Annotated in this window: 17 protein-coding genes; 9 read left to right on the forward strand and 8 right to left on the reverse strand. The window is 43.9% G+C overall.

The annotated features are described in order from the left end of the window. Nucleotides 1-17: 17 nt before the first annotated feature. The 5 genes from QQ041_RS08335 (at nt 18) to QQ041_RS08355 (ending at nt 4,143) form a co-directional block, all read left to right on the forward strand. Nucleotides 18-323: a chaperone NapD gene (locus QQ041_RS08335; protein ID WP_017058194.1), complete on the forward strand. Its 306-nt coding sequence runs from the start codon at nt 18-20 to the stop codon at nt 321-323. Beyond that, nucleotides 320-2,809: a periplasmic nitrate reductase subunit alpha gene (gene napA / locus QQ041_RS08340; protein ID WP_048660077.1), complete on the forward strand. Its 2,490-nt coding sequence runs from the start codon at nt 320-322 to the stop codon at nt 2,807-2,809. Before QQ041_RS08335 ends, napA begins: the two co-directional genes overlap by 4 nt. 112 nt (nt 2,810-2,921) lie before the next feature. Next, a complete protein-coding gene (locus tag QQ041_RS08345) occupies nt 2,922-3,383 on the forward strand; it encodes a nitrate reductase cytochrome c-type subunit (RefSeq protein ID WP_004731324.1) in 462 nt (153 codons plus the stop codon). Nucleotides 3,384-3,412: 29 nt separating this feature from the next. Then, complete coding sequence (locus tag QQ041_RS08350; protein WP_009845456.1) at nt 3,413-3,994, forward strand: NapC/NirT family cytochrome c; 582 nt, start codon at nt 3,413-3,415, stop codon at nt 3,992-3,994. A gap of 11 nt (nt 3,995-4,005) precedes the next feature. Further along, nucleotides 4,006-4,143 (forward strand): TIGR02808 family protein, encoded by a 138-nt coding sequence (locus tag QQ041_RS08355; protein WP_010430103.1) that lies wholly within the window; start codon nt 4,006-4,008, stop codon nt 4,141-4,143. 127 nt (nt 4,144-4,270) lie between these two features. Here the strand turns inward: QQ041_RS08355 and phaC are convergent, their stop codons facing one another. From phaC to QQ041_RS08380, 5 genes are all read right to left on the reverse strand, one after another. Then, nucleotides 4,271-6,097, reverse strand: coding sequence for a class I poly(R)-hydroxyalkanoic acid synthase (gene phaC / locus QQ041_RS08360; protein WP_285953574.1), 1,827 nt, complete (start codon nt 6,095-6,097; stop codon nt 4,271-4,273). Nucleotides 6,098-6,172: 75 nt separating this feature from the next. Further along, nucleotides 6,173-6,520: a phasin family protein gene (locus tag QQ041_RS08365; protein WP_055318901.1), complete on the reverse strand. Its 348-nt coding sequence runs from the start codon at nt 6,518-6,520 to the stop codon at nt 6,173-6,175. A 130-nt stretch (nt 6,521-6,650) separates the two neighbouring features. Continuing rightward, nucleotides 6,651-7,862 (reverse strand): acetyl-CoA C-acetyltransferase, encoded by a 1,212-nt coding sequence (locus tag QQ041_RS08370; protein ID WP_146490722.1) that lies wholly within the window; start codon nt 7,860-7,862, stop codon nt 6,651-6,653. Nucleotides 7,863-7,888: 26 nt separating this feature from the next. Continuing rightward, on the reverse strand, nt 7,889-8,629 hold the full coding sequence (locus QQ041_RS08375) for an SDR family oxidoreductase (RefSeq protein ID WP_146490723.1): 741 nt from the start codon (nt 8,627-8,629) through the stop codon (nt 7,889-7,891). Between the two features lie 530 nt (nt 8,630-9,159). After that, a complete protein-coding gene (locus QQ041_RS08380) occupies nt 9,160-9,837 on the reverse strand; it encodes an SH3 domain-containing protein (protein WP_285953575.1) in 678 nt (225 codons plus the stop codon). A gap of 96 nt (nt 9,838-9,933) precedes the next feature. Between QQ041_RS08380 and QQ041_RS08385 the strand changes: the two genes are divergently transcribed. Continuing rightward, nucleotides 9,934-10,509 (forward strand): hypothetical protein, encoded by a 576-nt coding sequence (locus QQ041_RS08385; RefSeq protein WP_285953576.1) that lies wholly within the window; start codon nt 9,934-9,936, stop codon nt 10,507-10,509. Between the two features lie 268 nt (nt 10,510-10,777). After that, nucleotides 10,778-11,020, forward strand: a complete 243-nt coding sequence (locus QQ041_RS08390; protein ID WP_146490726.1) for a hypothetical protein — start codon at nt 10,778-10,780, stop codon at nt 11,018-11,020. A gap of 170 nt (nt 11,021-11,190) precedes the next feature. Here QQ041_RS08390 and QQ041_RS08395 read toward each other — a convergent pair whose 3' ends face one another. Beyond that, entirely contained in the window at nt 11,191-11,649 is a 459-nt protein-coding gene (locus QQ041_RS08395) for an Lrp/AsnC family transcriptional regulator (protein ID WP_102423585.1), read from the reverse strand. Nucleotides 11,650-11,798: 149 nt separating this feature from the next. Between QQ041_RS08395 and QQ041_RS08400 the strand changes: the two genes are divergently transcribed. Together QQ041_RS08400 and QQ041_RS08405 are read left to right on the forward strand one after the other, a co-directional pair. Beyond that, the gene (locus QQ041_RS08400; protein ID WP_146490728.1) at nt 11,799-12,728 is read left to right on the forward strand and encodes a DMT family transporter; all 930 of its coding nucleotides are present in this window, start codon (nt 11,799-11,801) and stop codon (nt 12,726-12,728) included. A gap of 146 nt (nt 12,729-12,874) precedes the next feature. Beyond that, complete coding sequence (locus QQ041_RS08405) at nt 12,875-13,339, forward strand: exoribonuclease R (protein ID WP_146490729.1); 465 nt, start codon at nt 12,875-12,877, stop codon at nt 13,337-13,339. A 65-nt stretch (nt 13,340-13,404) separates the two neighbouring features. On the opposite strand, the gene QQ041_RS08410 is transcribed toward QQ041_RS08405, so the two are convergent. Beyond that, on the reverse strand, nt 13,405-14,778 hold the full coding sequence (locus QQ041_RS08410; RefSeq protein ID WP_146490730.1) for a HAMP domain-containing sensor histidine kinase: 1,374 nt from the start codon (nt 14,776-14,778) through the stop codon (nt 13,405-13,407). A gap of 45 nt (nt 14,779-14,823) precedes the next feature. Beyond that, nucleotides 14,824-15,555 carry a response regulator transcription factor gene (locus QQ041_RS08415; RefSeq protein WP_285953730.1) on the reverse strand — a complete coding sequence of 244 codons (732 nt, stop codon included), beginning with the start codon at nt 15,553-15,555 and terminating at the stop codon, nt 14,824-14,826. Between the last annotated feature and the right edge of the window lie 42 nt (nt 15,556-15,597).

The following is a 15,597-nucleotide window of genomic DNA, read 5'->3' on the forward strand; positions in this document are numbered from 1 at the left end:
AATAACGAGAGCAATTTATGGCACTAAATGAAGTGCATATATCAAGTTTAGTCGTGCATGTGAGCCCAGAGCATCTCAATGAGATCAAAGCAGAGATCGAGCAATTCGATAACGCTGAAATCTACGGAGATAGCCCTGAAGGCAAAATCATCGTGGTCCTAGAAACCGAAAACCAAGGTTTTGTAACGGACACCATCGAAGCAATAAACAACATTAAGAACGTTTTAGGGACAGCTTTGGTTTATCACCAAATCGAAACTGGACTAGAAGAAACGGATTTAGAAACTGGAAGCAACAATTCTCAACTTGAGGGTGAAGTATGAAAATGACAAGACGTGCGTTTGTGAAAGCAAACGCAGCTGCATCAGCGGCAGCCGTTGCAGGTGTGACACTACCAGCAACAGCAACCAATCTGATTGCTAGCTCTGATCAAACAAAAATCACGTGGGATAAAGCGCCTTGTCGTTTTTGTGGTACGGGCTGTTCGGTACTAGTAGGTACTCAAAACGGCAAAGTGGTTGCGACTCAAGGCGACCCAGAAGCACCGGTAAACAAAGGCCTTAACTGTATCAAAGGCTACTTCCTTTCAAAAATCATGTACGGCAAAGACCGTCTAGAACAGCCTCTTCTTCGTATGAAAGATGGCGAGTTCCATAAAGATGGTGATTTCGCACCAGTATCTTGGGACAAAGCGTTCGACGTGATGGCTGAGAAATGGAAAGCATCTCTTAAGAAGAACGGCCCAACAGGTGTTGGTATGTTCGGTTCTGGTCAGTGGACAGTAATGGAAGGCTACGCAGCCGTTAAGATGATGAAAGCGGGTTTCCGTTCAAACAACATCGATCCAAACGCTCGTCACTGTATGGCTTCTGCGGTAGGTGCATTCATGCGTACCTTCGGTATCGATGAGCCAATGGGTTGTTACGATGACTTTGAACACGCAGACGCATTTGTACTGTGGGGTTCAAACATGGCAGAAATGCACCCAGTACTATGGACTCGTATTACAGACCGTCGTCTAAGCCACCCACACGTTCAAGTAAACGTACTGTCTACTTACTACCACCGTTCTTTTGAGCTTGCAGACACTGGTTACATCTTCAACCCTCAGTCTGACCTTGCGATTGCAAACTTCATCGCAAACTACATCATCCAAAACGATGCAGTTAACTGGGACTTCGTGAACAAACACACGAACTTCAAGCAAGCAACAACAGACATCGGTTACGGTCTTCGTGATGATGACCCTCTACAGAAAGCAGCAGCAAACCCTAACTCAGGCGCAATGACTGCAATCTCTTTCGAAGATTACAAAGCATCGGTTGCTGAGTACACAGTAGAAAAAGCATCTGAAATGTCAGGCGTATCTGAAGAGAACCTGATCAAGCTTGCTAAGCAATACGCGGATCCAAACATCAAAGTGATGTCACTTTGGACTATGGGTATGAACCAACATACTCGTGGTGTATGGATGAACAGCCTTGTGTACAACATCCACCTTCTAACAGGTAAGATTTCTACTCCAGGTAACAGCCCATTCTCACTAACTGGCCAGCCATCTGCGTGTGGTACAGCTCGTGAAGTAGGTACGTTCTCTCACCGTCTACCTGCAGATATGGTGGTTGCTAACCCTAAACACCGTAAGATTGCAGAAGACATCTGGAAACTTCCAGAAGGCACTATCCCAGCAAAACCTGGTAAACACGCTGTTGCTCAAGACCGAGCATTGAAAGACGGTACGATCAACGCTTACTGGGTAATGTGTAACAACAACATGCAAGCTGGTCCAAACATCAACACTGAGCGTCTACCTGGTTACCGTAACCCAGACAACTTCATTGTTTGTTCAGACCCGTACCCAACAGCAACAGCTCAAGCTGCTGACCTTATACTTCCTACCGCAATGTGGATTGAGAAAGAAGGTGCTTACGGTAACGCTGAGCGTCGTACACAAGCTTGGTACCAACAAGTGAAAACGGTAGGTGAAGCTAAGTCTGACCTATGGCAAATCATGGAGTTCTCTAAGCGCTTCACTATTGAAGAAGTTTGGGGGGAAGAACTGGTTGCGAAGATGCCTGAGTACCGTGGCAAAACCATGTACGACGTACTTTACAAAAACGGCAATGTTGATGCGTTCCCTCTGTCTGAAGCTCAAGAGCTTAACGACGATGCACAAGCACAAGGTTTCTACGTTCAAAAAGGTCTATTCGAAGAGTACGCTGCATTTGGTCGCGACCACGGTCACGATTTAGCACCATACGATACTTATCACAAAGTACGCGGCCTACGTTGGCCAGTTGTTGACGGTAAAGAAACACTATGGCGCTTTAAAGAAGGTTCAGATCCATACGCTAAGAAAGGCTCTGGCTGGGACTTCTACGGAAAACCAGATGGTAAAGCGCTGATCATCAATGCTCCATATGAAGCTCCACCAGAAGTACCAAACGAAGAATACGATATGTGGCTATGTACAGGCCGTGTTCTTGAGCACTGGCATACAGGTACTATGACTCGTCGTGTACCAGAGCTTTACAAAGCAGTACCGGATGCACTTTGTTACATCCACCCTGCTGACGCTAAAGCTCGTGGTCTTCGCCGTGGTGATGAAGTTCTTATCGAAAACAAACGTGGTGAAGTTCGTGTGCGTGTTGAAACTCGCGGCCGTAACCGTCCACCACAAGGCTTGGTATTCGTACCATTCTTTGATGCAAGAATTCTGATCAACAAGTTGATCTTGGATGCAACGGATCCTCTGTCTAAACAGACGGACTACAAGAAGTGTCCAGTTAAGATCACTAAAGTCGCTTAAGCCCTAGGCTTAGAGAGACGATCTTAAGTATCTAATATTGCGGCTACTTTTTTCACGCTTTTGAAAAAAGTAGTCCTCTCAAAGAATTAGCCTTTAGGCGGAGAAATTAACCATGAAAAAACTGATTACTGCTCTACTATCAGCTGGTCTTTTGCTAGCTGGTGCAGTTCAAGCTCAAGCTGAACTGGATAACCCAGGCGGCATTGGTGGCGTAGAATCTCTACGTGGTGCAAGTGAACTTGAAGCAACTCGCGCAGCAGATGACTTCAAAAAGTTCCCTCGTGACCAAGTACTTGAGAGTGACTACGTATACCAACCACCTCTAGTGCCTCATACTATTCGTAGCTATGAAGTTTCTCTTAACGCTAACAAGTGTCTTTCTTGCCACAGCTGGAAAAACGCAAAAGAAATGGGTGCTACTAAAGTGAGTGTAACTCACTACATGAACCGTGAAGATGCGGTACTTGCAGACGTATCACCTCGTCGTTACTTCTGTCTACAGTGTCACGTACCTCAAGCTAATGCTAAGCCACTAGTTGAGAACGAGTTCAAACCTGTAGATTCACTGCGTTAATCGTAGCCGGACTGTAAGAGAGGCTATATATGATAAAATTACTTAAAGCGTTTTGGAAAAGACTCGCGACACCAAGTAAAGCAGCCGTAGGCGTTGTTTTGTTCTTGGGTTTCTCGGGTGGTCTTTTGTTCTGGGGTGCATTCAACACGGGTATGGAGGCAACTAACACGGAAGAGTTCTGTTCTGGCTGTCACGCACCTATCGTTGCTGAAATCCAAGAGACAATTCACTACTCTAACCGTTCTGGTGTTCGTGCTATCTGTTCAGACTGTCACGTACCTCATGAATGGACAGATAAAATTGTTCGTAAGGTTCAAGCATCTAAAGAGCTATACGCACACTTTATTGCGAAAACCATCAATACTGAAGAAAAGTTCAAAGCACGTCGTGCTCACCTAGCGGAACGCGAATGGGCTCGATTGAAAAAGAACGATTCACTTGAGTGTCGTAACTGTCACCAGTTCGATTACATGGACTTCTCAGAGCAGAGCCCTCGTAGCGCGAAACAACACTCGACTGCGCTAGCTTCTGGTGAAAAAACGTGTGTAGACTGTCACAAAGGTATTGCACACAAACTACCAGACATGCACGGCGTTGAAGGCTGGCAATAAGGAGCGATTGAATGAGTACTTTAGAAAGCGTAATTTGGCACATCCTAGGTTACAGCGCTATGCCAGTTATCATTCTTGGCGGCTTCGCAGGTGTTGCAGCCGTTTCTCTTTGGATTTTATCTATGGGTAAAGACAAAGAAATCGATTAATAATCGAGATTGCATCAACGTCTACCAGTTACTTCTGATAATGCGTTGATAGGAAAAGCCACTGATTTCAGTGGCTTTTTTATTATCTGACGCTCTGTACTTTTACTTTCAAATACGTATACGTACTCTAAGCTTCACTTTCCGGTACGTCTTTCTTAGCAACTTCTGTATCAACGTTTTCTTTATCGACGATAGGAAGTACCTGTTTTACATAGTTACCTGGAGCCTTGCCAATCACAGGATTAAGCTCTGAGCCTTGATTGAAAGGTTCGATTTTTTCTTCAGTTTCAAAACCTTGGAGCCACTGATTCCAGTGTGTCCACCATGAACCTTCATTGTGAGTCGCATTCGATAACCACTCGTCTGCAGAATCATCTAAGTTATCGTTAAGCCAGAATCCATACTTCTTCTTGTCTGGGTGATTAACAATACCCGCAATATGACCAGACTCGCCCAGCACGAACGTCTTGTTGCCACCGGTATTCAAGGCACCACGGTAAGTCCCCTGCCAAAGAGCGATATGATCTTCTTTGGCTGAAATGAAATAGCTTGGTATTTTTATCTTATTGAGATCAATCCAAACACCGCCCACTTTCACGCCTTTGTCTTGAACCAGTTTGTTTTCTAGATAAAGCTCTCGCAACAAGAAGTTATGACACTTAGCCGCCACGTTTGTGCTGTCACTGTTCCAGTACAGAAGATCAAACTCCATCGGGCTGCTGCCTTTGAGGTAGTTATCAATGTAGTAGTTCCAGTACAGACTGTTTTCACGAAGCAAACTGAACGTCACACTCAACGAACGACCATCCATATAGCCCTTGCCATCGTTCTGCTTCTCAATCGCGTTGATGATTGTCTCATTGATATACGCGCCCACCTCACCCGGCTGCGAGAAATCCAACAAGGTGGTAAAGAACGTCGCGGTTTTAATACGTTTCTTCATGCGTTTTGCAGCGTAGTAAGCCACCGTTGAAGCGAGCACAGTGCCACCAATACAGTAACCTGCTGCATTAATCTGCTCTTTACCGGTAATGTCTTCAATCGCAGCAACGGCTTTAACCACGCCTTCCGTAACATAATCACCAAACTCAGTGTCTTTCTGCGCTTCACCAGGGTTGCGCCAAGACATCATGAATACGCTATGTCCTTGCTCAAGTAACCAGCGAACCATCGAGTTCTTCTCACGAAGGTCAAGAATGTAGTACTTATTGATGAACGGCGGAACGATTAACAAAGGCGTCGCGTTAACCTGCGGTGTCTTTGGATGGTACTGAATCAGCTCAAACAGCTCGTTTTGAAAGACAACATCACCTTCGGTGTTCGCAACATCCACACCCAATCGGAAAGCGTTGTTGTTGGTCATGCGGATCTTGAGTATATCGGCGCTTGCTTCAACGTCTGCTTGTAACTGCTCTAATCCATCGAGGAGGTTTTCACCATTTCGCTCAAGCGTCAGTTTCATCAACTCTGGATTCGTTGCAATAAAGTTGCTTGGAGAAAGTGCATTGATTGCCTGACGAGAAAAGAACGCCACTCGCTCTTTGGTTTTTTCGTCAATACCTTCGATCGAGTTGATGGTGTCGATATAGCTTTTACTGAATAACAAATAGGATTGTTTTATAAAGCTGTAGAACGGGTCGTTTTTCCACGCTTCATCAATAAAGCGCTTGTCGCTGCGGTCTTCTGAGATAACACTCTCGGTGTTGCCCATCAGCGCGGTATTCTGCCAGATCTTAAGTTGCTGTTCCCACCATTGAGATTGTAACTGAAGTAGAACGGCGGGTTGGTTAGCGGCTTGCTCGAAGATTTTTGATGCATCATCAAAGTTCAATTCTTGCATCGCTTGGTTTAGGGGAGATTGCGCGGCTTCCTTGTTTTGTTCAAAGCTTTCCCACCATTGCTGGTTCGTTTGTTGAAGTTTAACAAGGTAGTCCGAAAAGAAGTGTTGAAACATAACATGACTCCAATAATCGGAAAATCGCCACCGAGCCTCACAGTAAACACTGCGCTAACTCGATGGCGATTAAATTTATGCAGGTGTAACTGTTTTCAAGTTTTCAGTTGTTAGTGTTTCAACATCTTCTTTGAACTCTTTTGCAGCAGCTTGCATTTTTGAGCTATCACTCATCATCTGTTGAGACAGTTGAGTTAGCGCTGCTAGTTGCTGGCTGTTGAACGCCGTTAGGCTAGCCACGTCTTTGATTTCAGTCACTGCTTTCATTTGCGCAAGACCCATGTCCGTGTAAGTCTGCATTGCATTCATTTGCAGTTCAGTCATCGTTTGGACGTTCTTTGCAACCAACTTGTTGAACTTTAAGTACGGTTCAAATTGCTTTTCAGTTTGGTCAGTAATTGTTTTGAAAATATCCGTGTACATAAGTAACTCCTGATGAATACATAGTTTAATAAATTTGTGTCACTATCGGTTCAGCCAACGCTCATCGATTAACTCACGATGCTTTGAAAAGCTGATCCGATATTTAAGATTGCTACCGATATATCAGGCTCTAACCTTCAATACCTTTTAGCAAAACAGCGGTTCCCATTCCTCCACCCACACAGAGTGAAGCAACGCCATAAGTCGTTTTCTGTTCAAGCATTTCATGGATGAGTGAAACAATAATTCGATTGCCTGAAGCACCTAAAGGATGGCCAAGCGCGATTGCACCACCATTCACATTGACCTTTGGCTTGAACTCATCAAGCGGTAAGTCATGCTGCTCTGACAATTGGTACATTACGCCAAGAGCTTGTGCTGCAAACGCTTCATTCAATTCAAACAAATCTACTTCTTCTAGAGTTAGATTCGCCTTATCAAGCGTTTTAGAAACGGCTTCTACTGGGCCTAACCCCATAATCTTTGGGTCCAGACCTGACTGTGCGTAACTGGTCAGTTCCACTAAAGGTGTTAGACCATGTTTCACTACCGCCGATTCAGACGCTAAGATGATTGCACTCGCGCCATCATTGATGCCCGAAGCGTTACCCGCAGTCACAGACCCTTCACGGTCAAATGCTGGGCGAAGCTTTTGTAGACCTTCGAAGGTTGCGTCTGACTTCGGGTACTCATCGGTATCAAAAGTGACAGTTTGTCGACGCTGCTTAACTTCTACAGGCACAATTTGATCGTTAAACTTACCCGCTTCAATCGCCGCAACTGCTTTCTGTTGGCTTTCTAGGGCATAGTTATCTTGAGCAAGGCGAGAAATATTCAACGTATTCGCGATATTTTCAGCGGTCATGCCCATGTGGTAGTGATTAAACGCATCGGTTAAGCCATCACCAACCAGTAAGTCTTTCATTGAGATGTCACCCATTTTGTGACCGTTACGAACGCTCGCTGGTACCACAAAAGGAATTTGAGACATGACTTCAACGCCAGCAGCAATAACGACTTCAGCATCTTGTGCTTTGATGTGCGCCGCTGCATCCATCACTGATTTCATGCCGCTGCCGCAAATCATGTTCACGCCGTATGCAGGTGTTTCCTCAGGTAACCCTGCATAGATGGAAGCCTGACGAGCAACCCCCATGCCTTGACCAGCCGAAATCACGTTGCCGACAATCACTTCATCAATCGCATCCAACGCAAGATCGACAGACTCAAGTGCGCCTTTGATAGCAACGCCAGCCAAATCACCCGCAGATACGTTTTTTAGTGACCCGGTGAATGCACCAATAGGAGTGCGCTTAGCTGCAACAATAAATACTTTTTCCATCATTCCATTCCCTTCAGTTTCGCCAATTAGTGCATGTACAAGCCGCCATTCACAGACAATGTTTCGCCTGTAATGTACGCGCCAGATTCACTCGCTAAAAAGCCCACTGCGTCCGCAATTTCAACAGGTGTTGCTAAGCGTTTCATCGGGATTTGGTTCTTGATTGAATCCAGTACTTCAGGCTTCATTTGCTCAACCATAGGAGTTGCTGTGTAGCCAGGGGCAATTACGTTCACTGTTACGCCACTACGAGCGCCTTCCGCAGCCAAAGCTTTAGAGAAACCAATCATTCCAGCTTTCGCTGCCGAGTAGTTAGTTTGTCCGAATTGACCTTTAAGACCATTGACGGAAGAGATATTGATGACTCGACAATTACCCTTTTCGCACATAGGAGCGAACAAAGGTTGAGTCACGTTGAACAAACTGTTTAAGTTCGTTTCGATAACCTCTTTCCATGCTTCAGCATCCATCTTTTTAAATACGCTATCACGAGTAATACCTGCGTTGTTGACCAGTACATCCACAGTGCCTTCTTCTTCTAACAACTTGCTTAAGCTCAGCGCACATTCCGCAGTATTGGTAACATCTAATTCAAACAATCTCACTTGATCTTCGGTGAATTTTTTTTCGTTAAACCATTCCAATGCACATTGGTAGTTTCCTGTAAAATAAGTCGCGATGACACGATAACCGTCTGCAACTAATTTAGAGGAAATTGCTGAGCCGATACCGCCTTTTGACCCTGTAATTAAAGCAAGCTTTTTCATTAATGGTTCCATCCCTTACAAGCAATTAAATAACAATGATGTTAATAAGATAATGTCTTAGTTGATAATTAAACTTTACGTTTTGCTTTAATTAAACCCTACAACTCAAAATCAAAAAATATTATTACAAATGGAAAATATTTATATCTTATGATTAAAAACTTGACTTCCCTCTCAAAACCAATGAAATGTTGCGAACATGTAAATTAATGCAAGATACTGATATCAAAAAGATTTATTTACTTTTAACTTTATCACCAAGTAGATAAGTCATTGTTAACAAGAGATAAACCCATATTTCTTAGCTTGTTTCAAGAAGAATGCAAAGTGAGATTTTGAAACGATTGATCATGGTAATAATAATAAAACTCTTATTAGCCATTAATAAATGGTTCCTTATCATTCCATATAAAACTCAATATAATTAACGTTCTGGATTGGAAAACTGAACATTATGAATAGGCAAAAAAAGCCCACTCAATCTATGAGTGGGCTTAAGTAAACATTATTAATAAATAGAGCGTGGGGTTCTACCTCATAAATATTTCATTTGTATTTACATCAAGATAAATTTTATTTTCAAGGGACAACCCACCACAATAAATAAAATAAACATCTCGATTGCTGTACTTAACCGATTTCACCCACCCGCCGAGTTCTTCAAAATCACTTGGGACACACTCCCCTTCAGAGATCAGTTTAGCCACCGAATTACGGAATTTCTCTTGATGAATCTTGAGGTCATCAGACTTAACCAAATAGGAATCTAATATCTCTTTGCTTTCTTTTTCTGAGATAATCACTTCATCATTAGATAGACCTGACATAGACACCCATTCAGCTGTCTGCGGGCCACCTTCTTTGAGAACAATATAATCAGAGATACGAGCCCATTCGCCTTGTTTCTCTAACACTTCGATCTTTTCACCTTTGTAGAGATAATCTGTTATCAACCCATCAATTTCAGGCTGTTCTACCACTTCAAGCTTTCTATCCAAAACGTAAAATTCCGTCTGTTCTGGTTCAGGCTGAAGATCCATTATGGGTGCAAGGTCAGATTCTGACTGCTGAGTAACTTCTACAGCTGGCTCTTCTATTTTCTCTGGTGGAATTGGGGCTTTATTCATGATCAAGAAGTAATACGCAGCTCCTCCTCCCAATATTAACAACACAAGTAAAGCGATCAGCGCTTTTTTCATCAAATCCACCAGCTCTTCCGTTTTAGGTATGGTTCAAGTGTACACCAACTCATGCTGCTGCTCATCTATACTCTATATAGAGAACGCGGTAAGCAGAGGAAAGTCATGAGTTTTTGGGTGAAGGTTATCATTGTGTGTGTACCTTTGAGTACTAATGTCGTGCTAGCAAACCAATGTAGCAGTGAAAACTGGCAAATACTGTTGGATCGCCAGCTCTCATTTGAAGGACGTTACAACCAATACACCAAAGAATTCAACCAAGTTCTCTCAACCTACAAGTCACAAACGCTGTTATCCAAACATTTCACCAAAAAGCAGATCATTAAGCTTTGGGCAAAGTACGAACAAAGGTTTAATGTACAGCTCAATAGTCATATGAATACCGCTTACAATATCTCTGAGGTTCTATTAAAACAGGCATACGTTGTGTCTACCGAGTTAGATGGGGCTGAGTCTCTCACACATTCTTGGCAAGCCGTCGCTAAACATTGTGCTAGAGCAAAACTACCGAGACAAACAGAAAGTGCGCAGGTGCACGTACAAAGCTCACAATCACTCTCTCGAGATCTCTATACACTCAGTGAAAAATTTCGGCAGCTGTCTTCAATATACCGTAGAGAAGCTACGATGCTTGATGAAGCACGCCACACAAACCAACCGGTAAGCGATGTATCAAACTGAAGAAACCATTAGATCACCTCACTGTTCGACTGGACTTTTCCGATAAATATGTTCTACCCAGTTCATAATATTCTAAGAGCTCGCTAATCAAAGCTTTATCAATAAGTTGTAAAACTAATGTGCTAACTATCAACAATGCAGTTCAATTTCCGACCAATGCAAGCGAGTATGTGAGATATTCATCACAAAATAGATTTACAAACGCCAGAAAATTGTTATCATGAATCTTCATATAACTTAATAACAAGAAACATTTTGGCTAGGTAATATGCAAAAGACTATGGCTTTCAACTGCTTGAGTAACACGGAATGGACTGCAGAGATAAGAGGTAAACTTTTATCTGTAGCTAAACACATGGAAGAGTTCGGTTCAGTAAGTGAGCTAGAGCTATGTAAGATATTTGGAGAAACAATTTGGAATGATGGTGTGGATTACCATTCACATGCTTTTTCATTCAGAATTAATGCACAAACTGGGGATTGTTCAATCTCTCACTTTAAGTATCACTAAGTTTTGCACCTATCATATACGGAGTACCTTTCACGAGGTGCTCCGTTTTTTATTGCCGTGATTTTGTCATTTTGTGGAAGATCTTTTGTCACCTTCGCATTGTTATCCAAAGATCAAACCATTTCGTTTTCAGCTCACTATACTCGATAACACTCACACTTTCCCTCTGCTTAGTCGGTGTAAACAGGAAGCGGCGCATTGCCTTTCACTTGTCTTATCGCGAGATGAGTATGGATGTCTTTAACGTTAGAGAGACGCTGAAGCTTTCTGGTAAACGCTTCATAGGCCATCAGGTTCGGGCTAACGACTTCTAACAGATAATCGTAAGCGCCAGAAACGACATGGCAGCTGATCACCTCCTCCATCTCGACAATGGCACCTTCGAACTTATCGATCGACACTTCTTGGTGGTTGTTTAGGCTCACTTCGACAAACACACTCATCGCCACACCCACCTTCTCTCGAGATAAGCTCACGCGGTAACCGTCGATAATGCCTTTTTCTTCAAGCCTTTTGATACGTCTAGCACAAGGTGACGGGGATAAGCCGACTTCATCAGCTAACTCTGCTGTGGTCAATCTACCGTCCTTTTGCAGCAACTCGAGAAGATGTCTATCAATTCTGTCCATAGTGAAAGCCATTCATTAGTTCAATTCGTTAACAATTGAAAGAATGTTAGCAGAAATCCTCAATGATAGGTCAAGTTAGAACGAAACTTGCCAACTTGAGGCACGAGCTCTCCTCCATAATTAGTCATCATTCACTTTCATTGTTTATTATGAACCTTGGCTATCTATCAATTACCGTCACTCTGCTGATCTGGGCGAGCTTTTTCCTTTCTCTTAAAGGCGGCGCGAATTCAGATTTAACACCTGCAGATATCGCTCTCACAAGATTTCTCATACCGGCTTTGGTGCTATTACCGTTGATGTGGAAAGCACGCTGCGCCATTGCAGTCGTCCCTAAACGATATCTAACGGGTATGTTTGTGGGTAGCGGATTGCCTTATCTACTTGTTGCCGGAACGGCCATGCAGTTTGTCCCCGTATCACATGGCAGTGCGTTAGTTCCGGGGACACTTCCGCTGTTCGTCACAGGAATTGCAGTACTCTTTTTTAAGCAACCACTCAGCCGACACCGTGTTGTAGGTTTAGGTCTGGTTTTGCTCGGCATACTGTTGTTTTTGGGGAGTAGCTTAAACAGCTTCAACTTTGAATACACCAAAGGTCACTTACTGTTCCTGTGCGGGAGCTTGATGTGGGCAACCTTCACTATCTCTGCCCGTGTCGCCAACCTAGATGCTTTGGTCAGTGCAGGGTTTATTTCTCTCTGCTCTACTTTGTTGTTAGTGCTGCTTATCCTCACCGGAAAGCTCCCTAGCCATTTAATGGATACCCCTTTCGCTCAATGGCCTTTCGCAGAGCTAGCCATTCATTCAATGGTACAAGGTGTTGGAGCGGGTTTAATAGCGGCGTTCACTTACCTTTATGCGGTCAATACCTTAGGGGCTGAACGTTCTGCCGCCTTTGGCAGTGCAACCCCCGCAGTAGCAACCTTGTTAGCCATCCCGCTTTTTAACGAGATTCCCGATGCGATGACTTGGCTCGCCCTTGGTTCGATTTGCATTGGTAGCTTGGTCGCGAGCAATATCTTTATGAGAAACGACCAATCCATGCAATATCAGCCGCCAAGCCATAGTAAAGCGTAATGCTGTTGATGTTCACCATTTCCACTAGTTTTCAAATACGTGGCACCCAGATAAGCCTGCAAAGGTAGGCTTATCTAAAATCTGCTTTTTCTAAGCTCGCTTCTCCATTAAACTGTCCGACCTTTTTGCTGATTCAAGAGAACACCATGCAACGCGACTACACCTTAACTTGTTTAATCACCATGCCTCGTCATGAACTAGAAGAATTTAGTTTAAGAATGATCCATCGCCTTGTTCCTGAAGACGCAATGACAGAATTGTTCACGTTCGAACAAGAAGAAGTAACCAGCGAAGAGCGCATGCAGTCGGCAAAATTCGATGCGATGCTGCGAATGACGGCTATTGCGCTTGGCGAAGTAAACCTAGCGTTTTCTGAGTCGGATAACTCACAACAAAACATCGAGCGCATGACTCGCCTACTGCTTTGGCACTTCTACTCAATCTCTTTCAACCTTGAAGAAGCAATCGCAATCGAAGTGCACTGCGAAAAAGTAGAGAAGATCTTAAAGAACGCACCTAAAGATGCATTCGGTTGGGTTAAAGAGTTAACTGAGTTGCTTCACTTCTACGCAAAAGTAAATGAAGGCAACGAAGAGAAGAAAGACGCGTAACCTTGCTTAATCTTTAGCTGGCTGCAATTCAAAAACAGCCCAGCGAATACCAAAGGCAGAAAGAACTATATCGAAGGCAAGTAAAAGCTTTGCTGAAATGAGTTCTCTGCCTTTGTTGTTTCTAGCACACTGTGATGCAACATCAGTATCGACTGAGCGATCTTGGTTCCTATGCCCAATGAACCATTCGGTGCTTCCTGCTCCACCTCATTGTGAATCACGACTCTCACTCGCTTCGAGTCCGGTTCAAAATCCACACTCAGTGAAACTGCTGTTCCACTTGGGCTATGCCTCAACGCATTGTCTAACAAGTTCAAAATCAACCTTTCAAGCAAGTCACTGTCACCAGCCGCTTTTACTCCATCAGGCATATCCACCTTAAGTTCGACATCTTTATGGCGGTACTGACTTTGAATCGTTTCTAAGCACTCACTCAGTAACCCATTCAAATCTATCGACACGTATTGATAGGTAGGAACAGAATTGTCATGTTTGGCACTGTCGAGCAGTGAATGGAGCTGTTCAGACAACTTATTGCCATTGCGGTAAGCAACGTCAATTAATGGGTCTGATTGCGGGTTTTGAATCTTCCACGTTTCTAGATAACCCAACACGCTCGACAATGGCGTTTTCAAATCATGACTGAGCTGCAATAAGCTTTGTCTGCGATGTGATGACTGATATTCAAGCTGTAAGAATTGCTGTTGAATGTGTTTCGCCATCAACTGATAAGAGCGTGCAATCGGCACCAACTCCGGTACTTGATGAATGAAGTTGGGGTCAAGACGGAAATCTTGTTCTGCTTGCTGCTGCAGTTTGTTTGTAACTTCTTCGATAGGGTTTAAGAGGCTGCGTTTCACGAGCAGGTAAGCCCCAATCGCAAAACCTAAGATAGAGATCAGCATAAGTCCTGCTAGCGCCATATAAGGTGTGTCGACTTGCGAATTAGCGATCACGGTATGGCGATTACTGCCAATCAACACATACAGATACCCAACTGTTGAACCCAACTCTTCAATCGCAGCAACGGAAAATACCTTACGAGAATCAGGATTGATCGGGTCTTCGCCAAGAATCGGATAAGGCTCGTCATTTAAAAATTGTCTAATGGGTGCTAAGTCTATCTGGCTTGCCAACACAGTGCCTTCTGGCGCAGCGTGCGTCGTGATATTTCCTTGGCTGTCGAGAAAATAAATGTCGAAATCGGGACCAATCAACATCAAGGTATGAAATATGGATTTAAGGGCTTTGGGGTTGTAGTCAGTCCCAATCATCAGAGGGTTATCATCGCGCATGTGAACCGCGAGCTCTTTGTGTAAGCTTTGTTTAGTTCTTTGTTCTATGGTCTCTTTTTGCCAATGATAGGTATAGGCAATCACCACACTCACGAGCAGAAACCACAAACTGGTAAATAGCACTAAACGCGATTTGAAACTCATGTTCTCTCCCAGATGGCTCTTAAGCTTAGGACGCGACACATAGGCCTAAACTTTCGATTCGAACTTATAACCCACACCCCAAACGGTTTTAATGAAATCATCGTCGCTATTCGGCATGGCCAACTTTGTTCTCAAGCGATTAACCGTGCTACACACCGTGTGGTGATAACCAGAATGATCGGTATTCCAAACGTGATTGAGCAGTTCGTCTTTGCTATAGACACGTCCCGGTCGGGTGGCTAAAAAGTGCAGTAACGTAAACTCGGTTGCTGTCAGTGGGACATCTTGATTATTCAAAGAAACCTGATGACGCTCAGGTTGGATGGTAAGCCCGCCAAAACTCATTACGGGTTCGGTTGATTGCGAATCTTTCACTATTGATTCTGAGTGACTTAAGCGACGCAGTACGGACCTCACGCGAGCTTGAAACTCGAGCACACTGAAAGGCTTAGTAATGTAATCATCAACCCCAACTTCTAAGCCAGACACCTTATCTAGCTCAGTGTCTCTTGCTGTAAGCATTAGCACAGGCGTCCAGTCTTCTTGCTGGCGTAACAATCGACAGAAATCGAGACCATCGCCGTCAGGTAAGCCTCGATCAAGCACGATCAAATCAAACTGGCTTCTCTGATATAACGCTCGAGCCTTTTCAATTGAGTTGGTTCTTACAACGTCATGCCCTTGGAACTTGAGGTGCATCTGCACTAGCTCGGCCAAGTCGTCATCGTCTTCAACCAACAATATGCTTGCCATCAAATTTACCGCAGCACTGTTCATTATCCCTGCTCTATTCTGAGTCTGCCCACCTTTCAATTGACC

Source organism: Vibrio sp. TMPB1044 (assembly GCF_030442075.1).
Classification (GTDB): Bacteria; Pseudomonadota; Gammaproteobacteria; order Enterobacterales; family Vibrionaceae; genus Vibrio; species Vibrio satsumensis.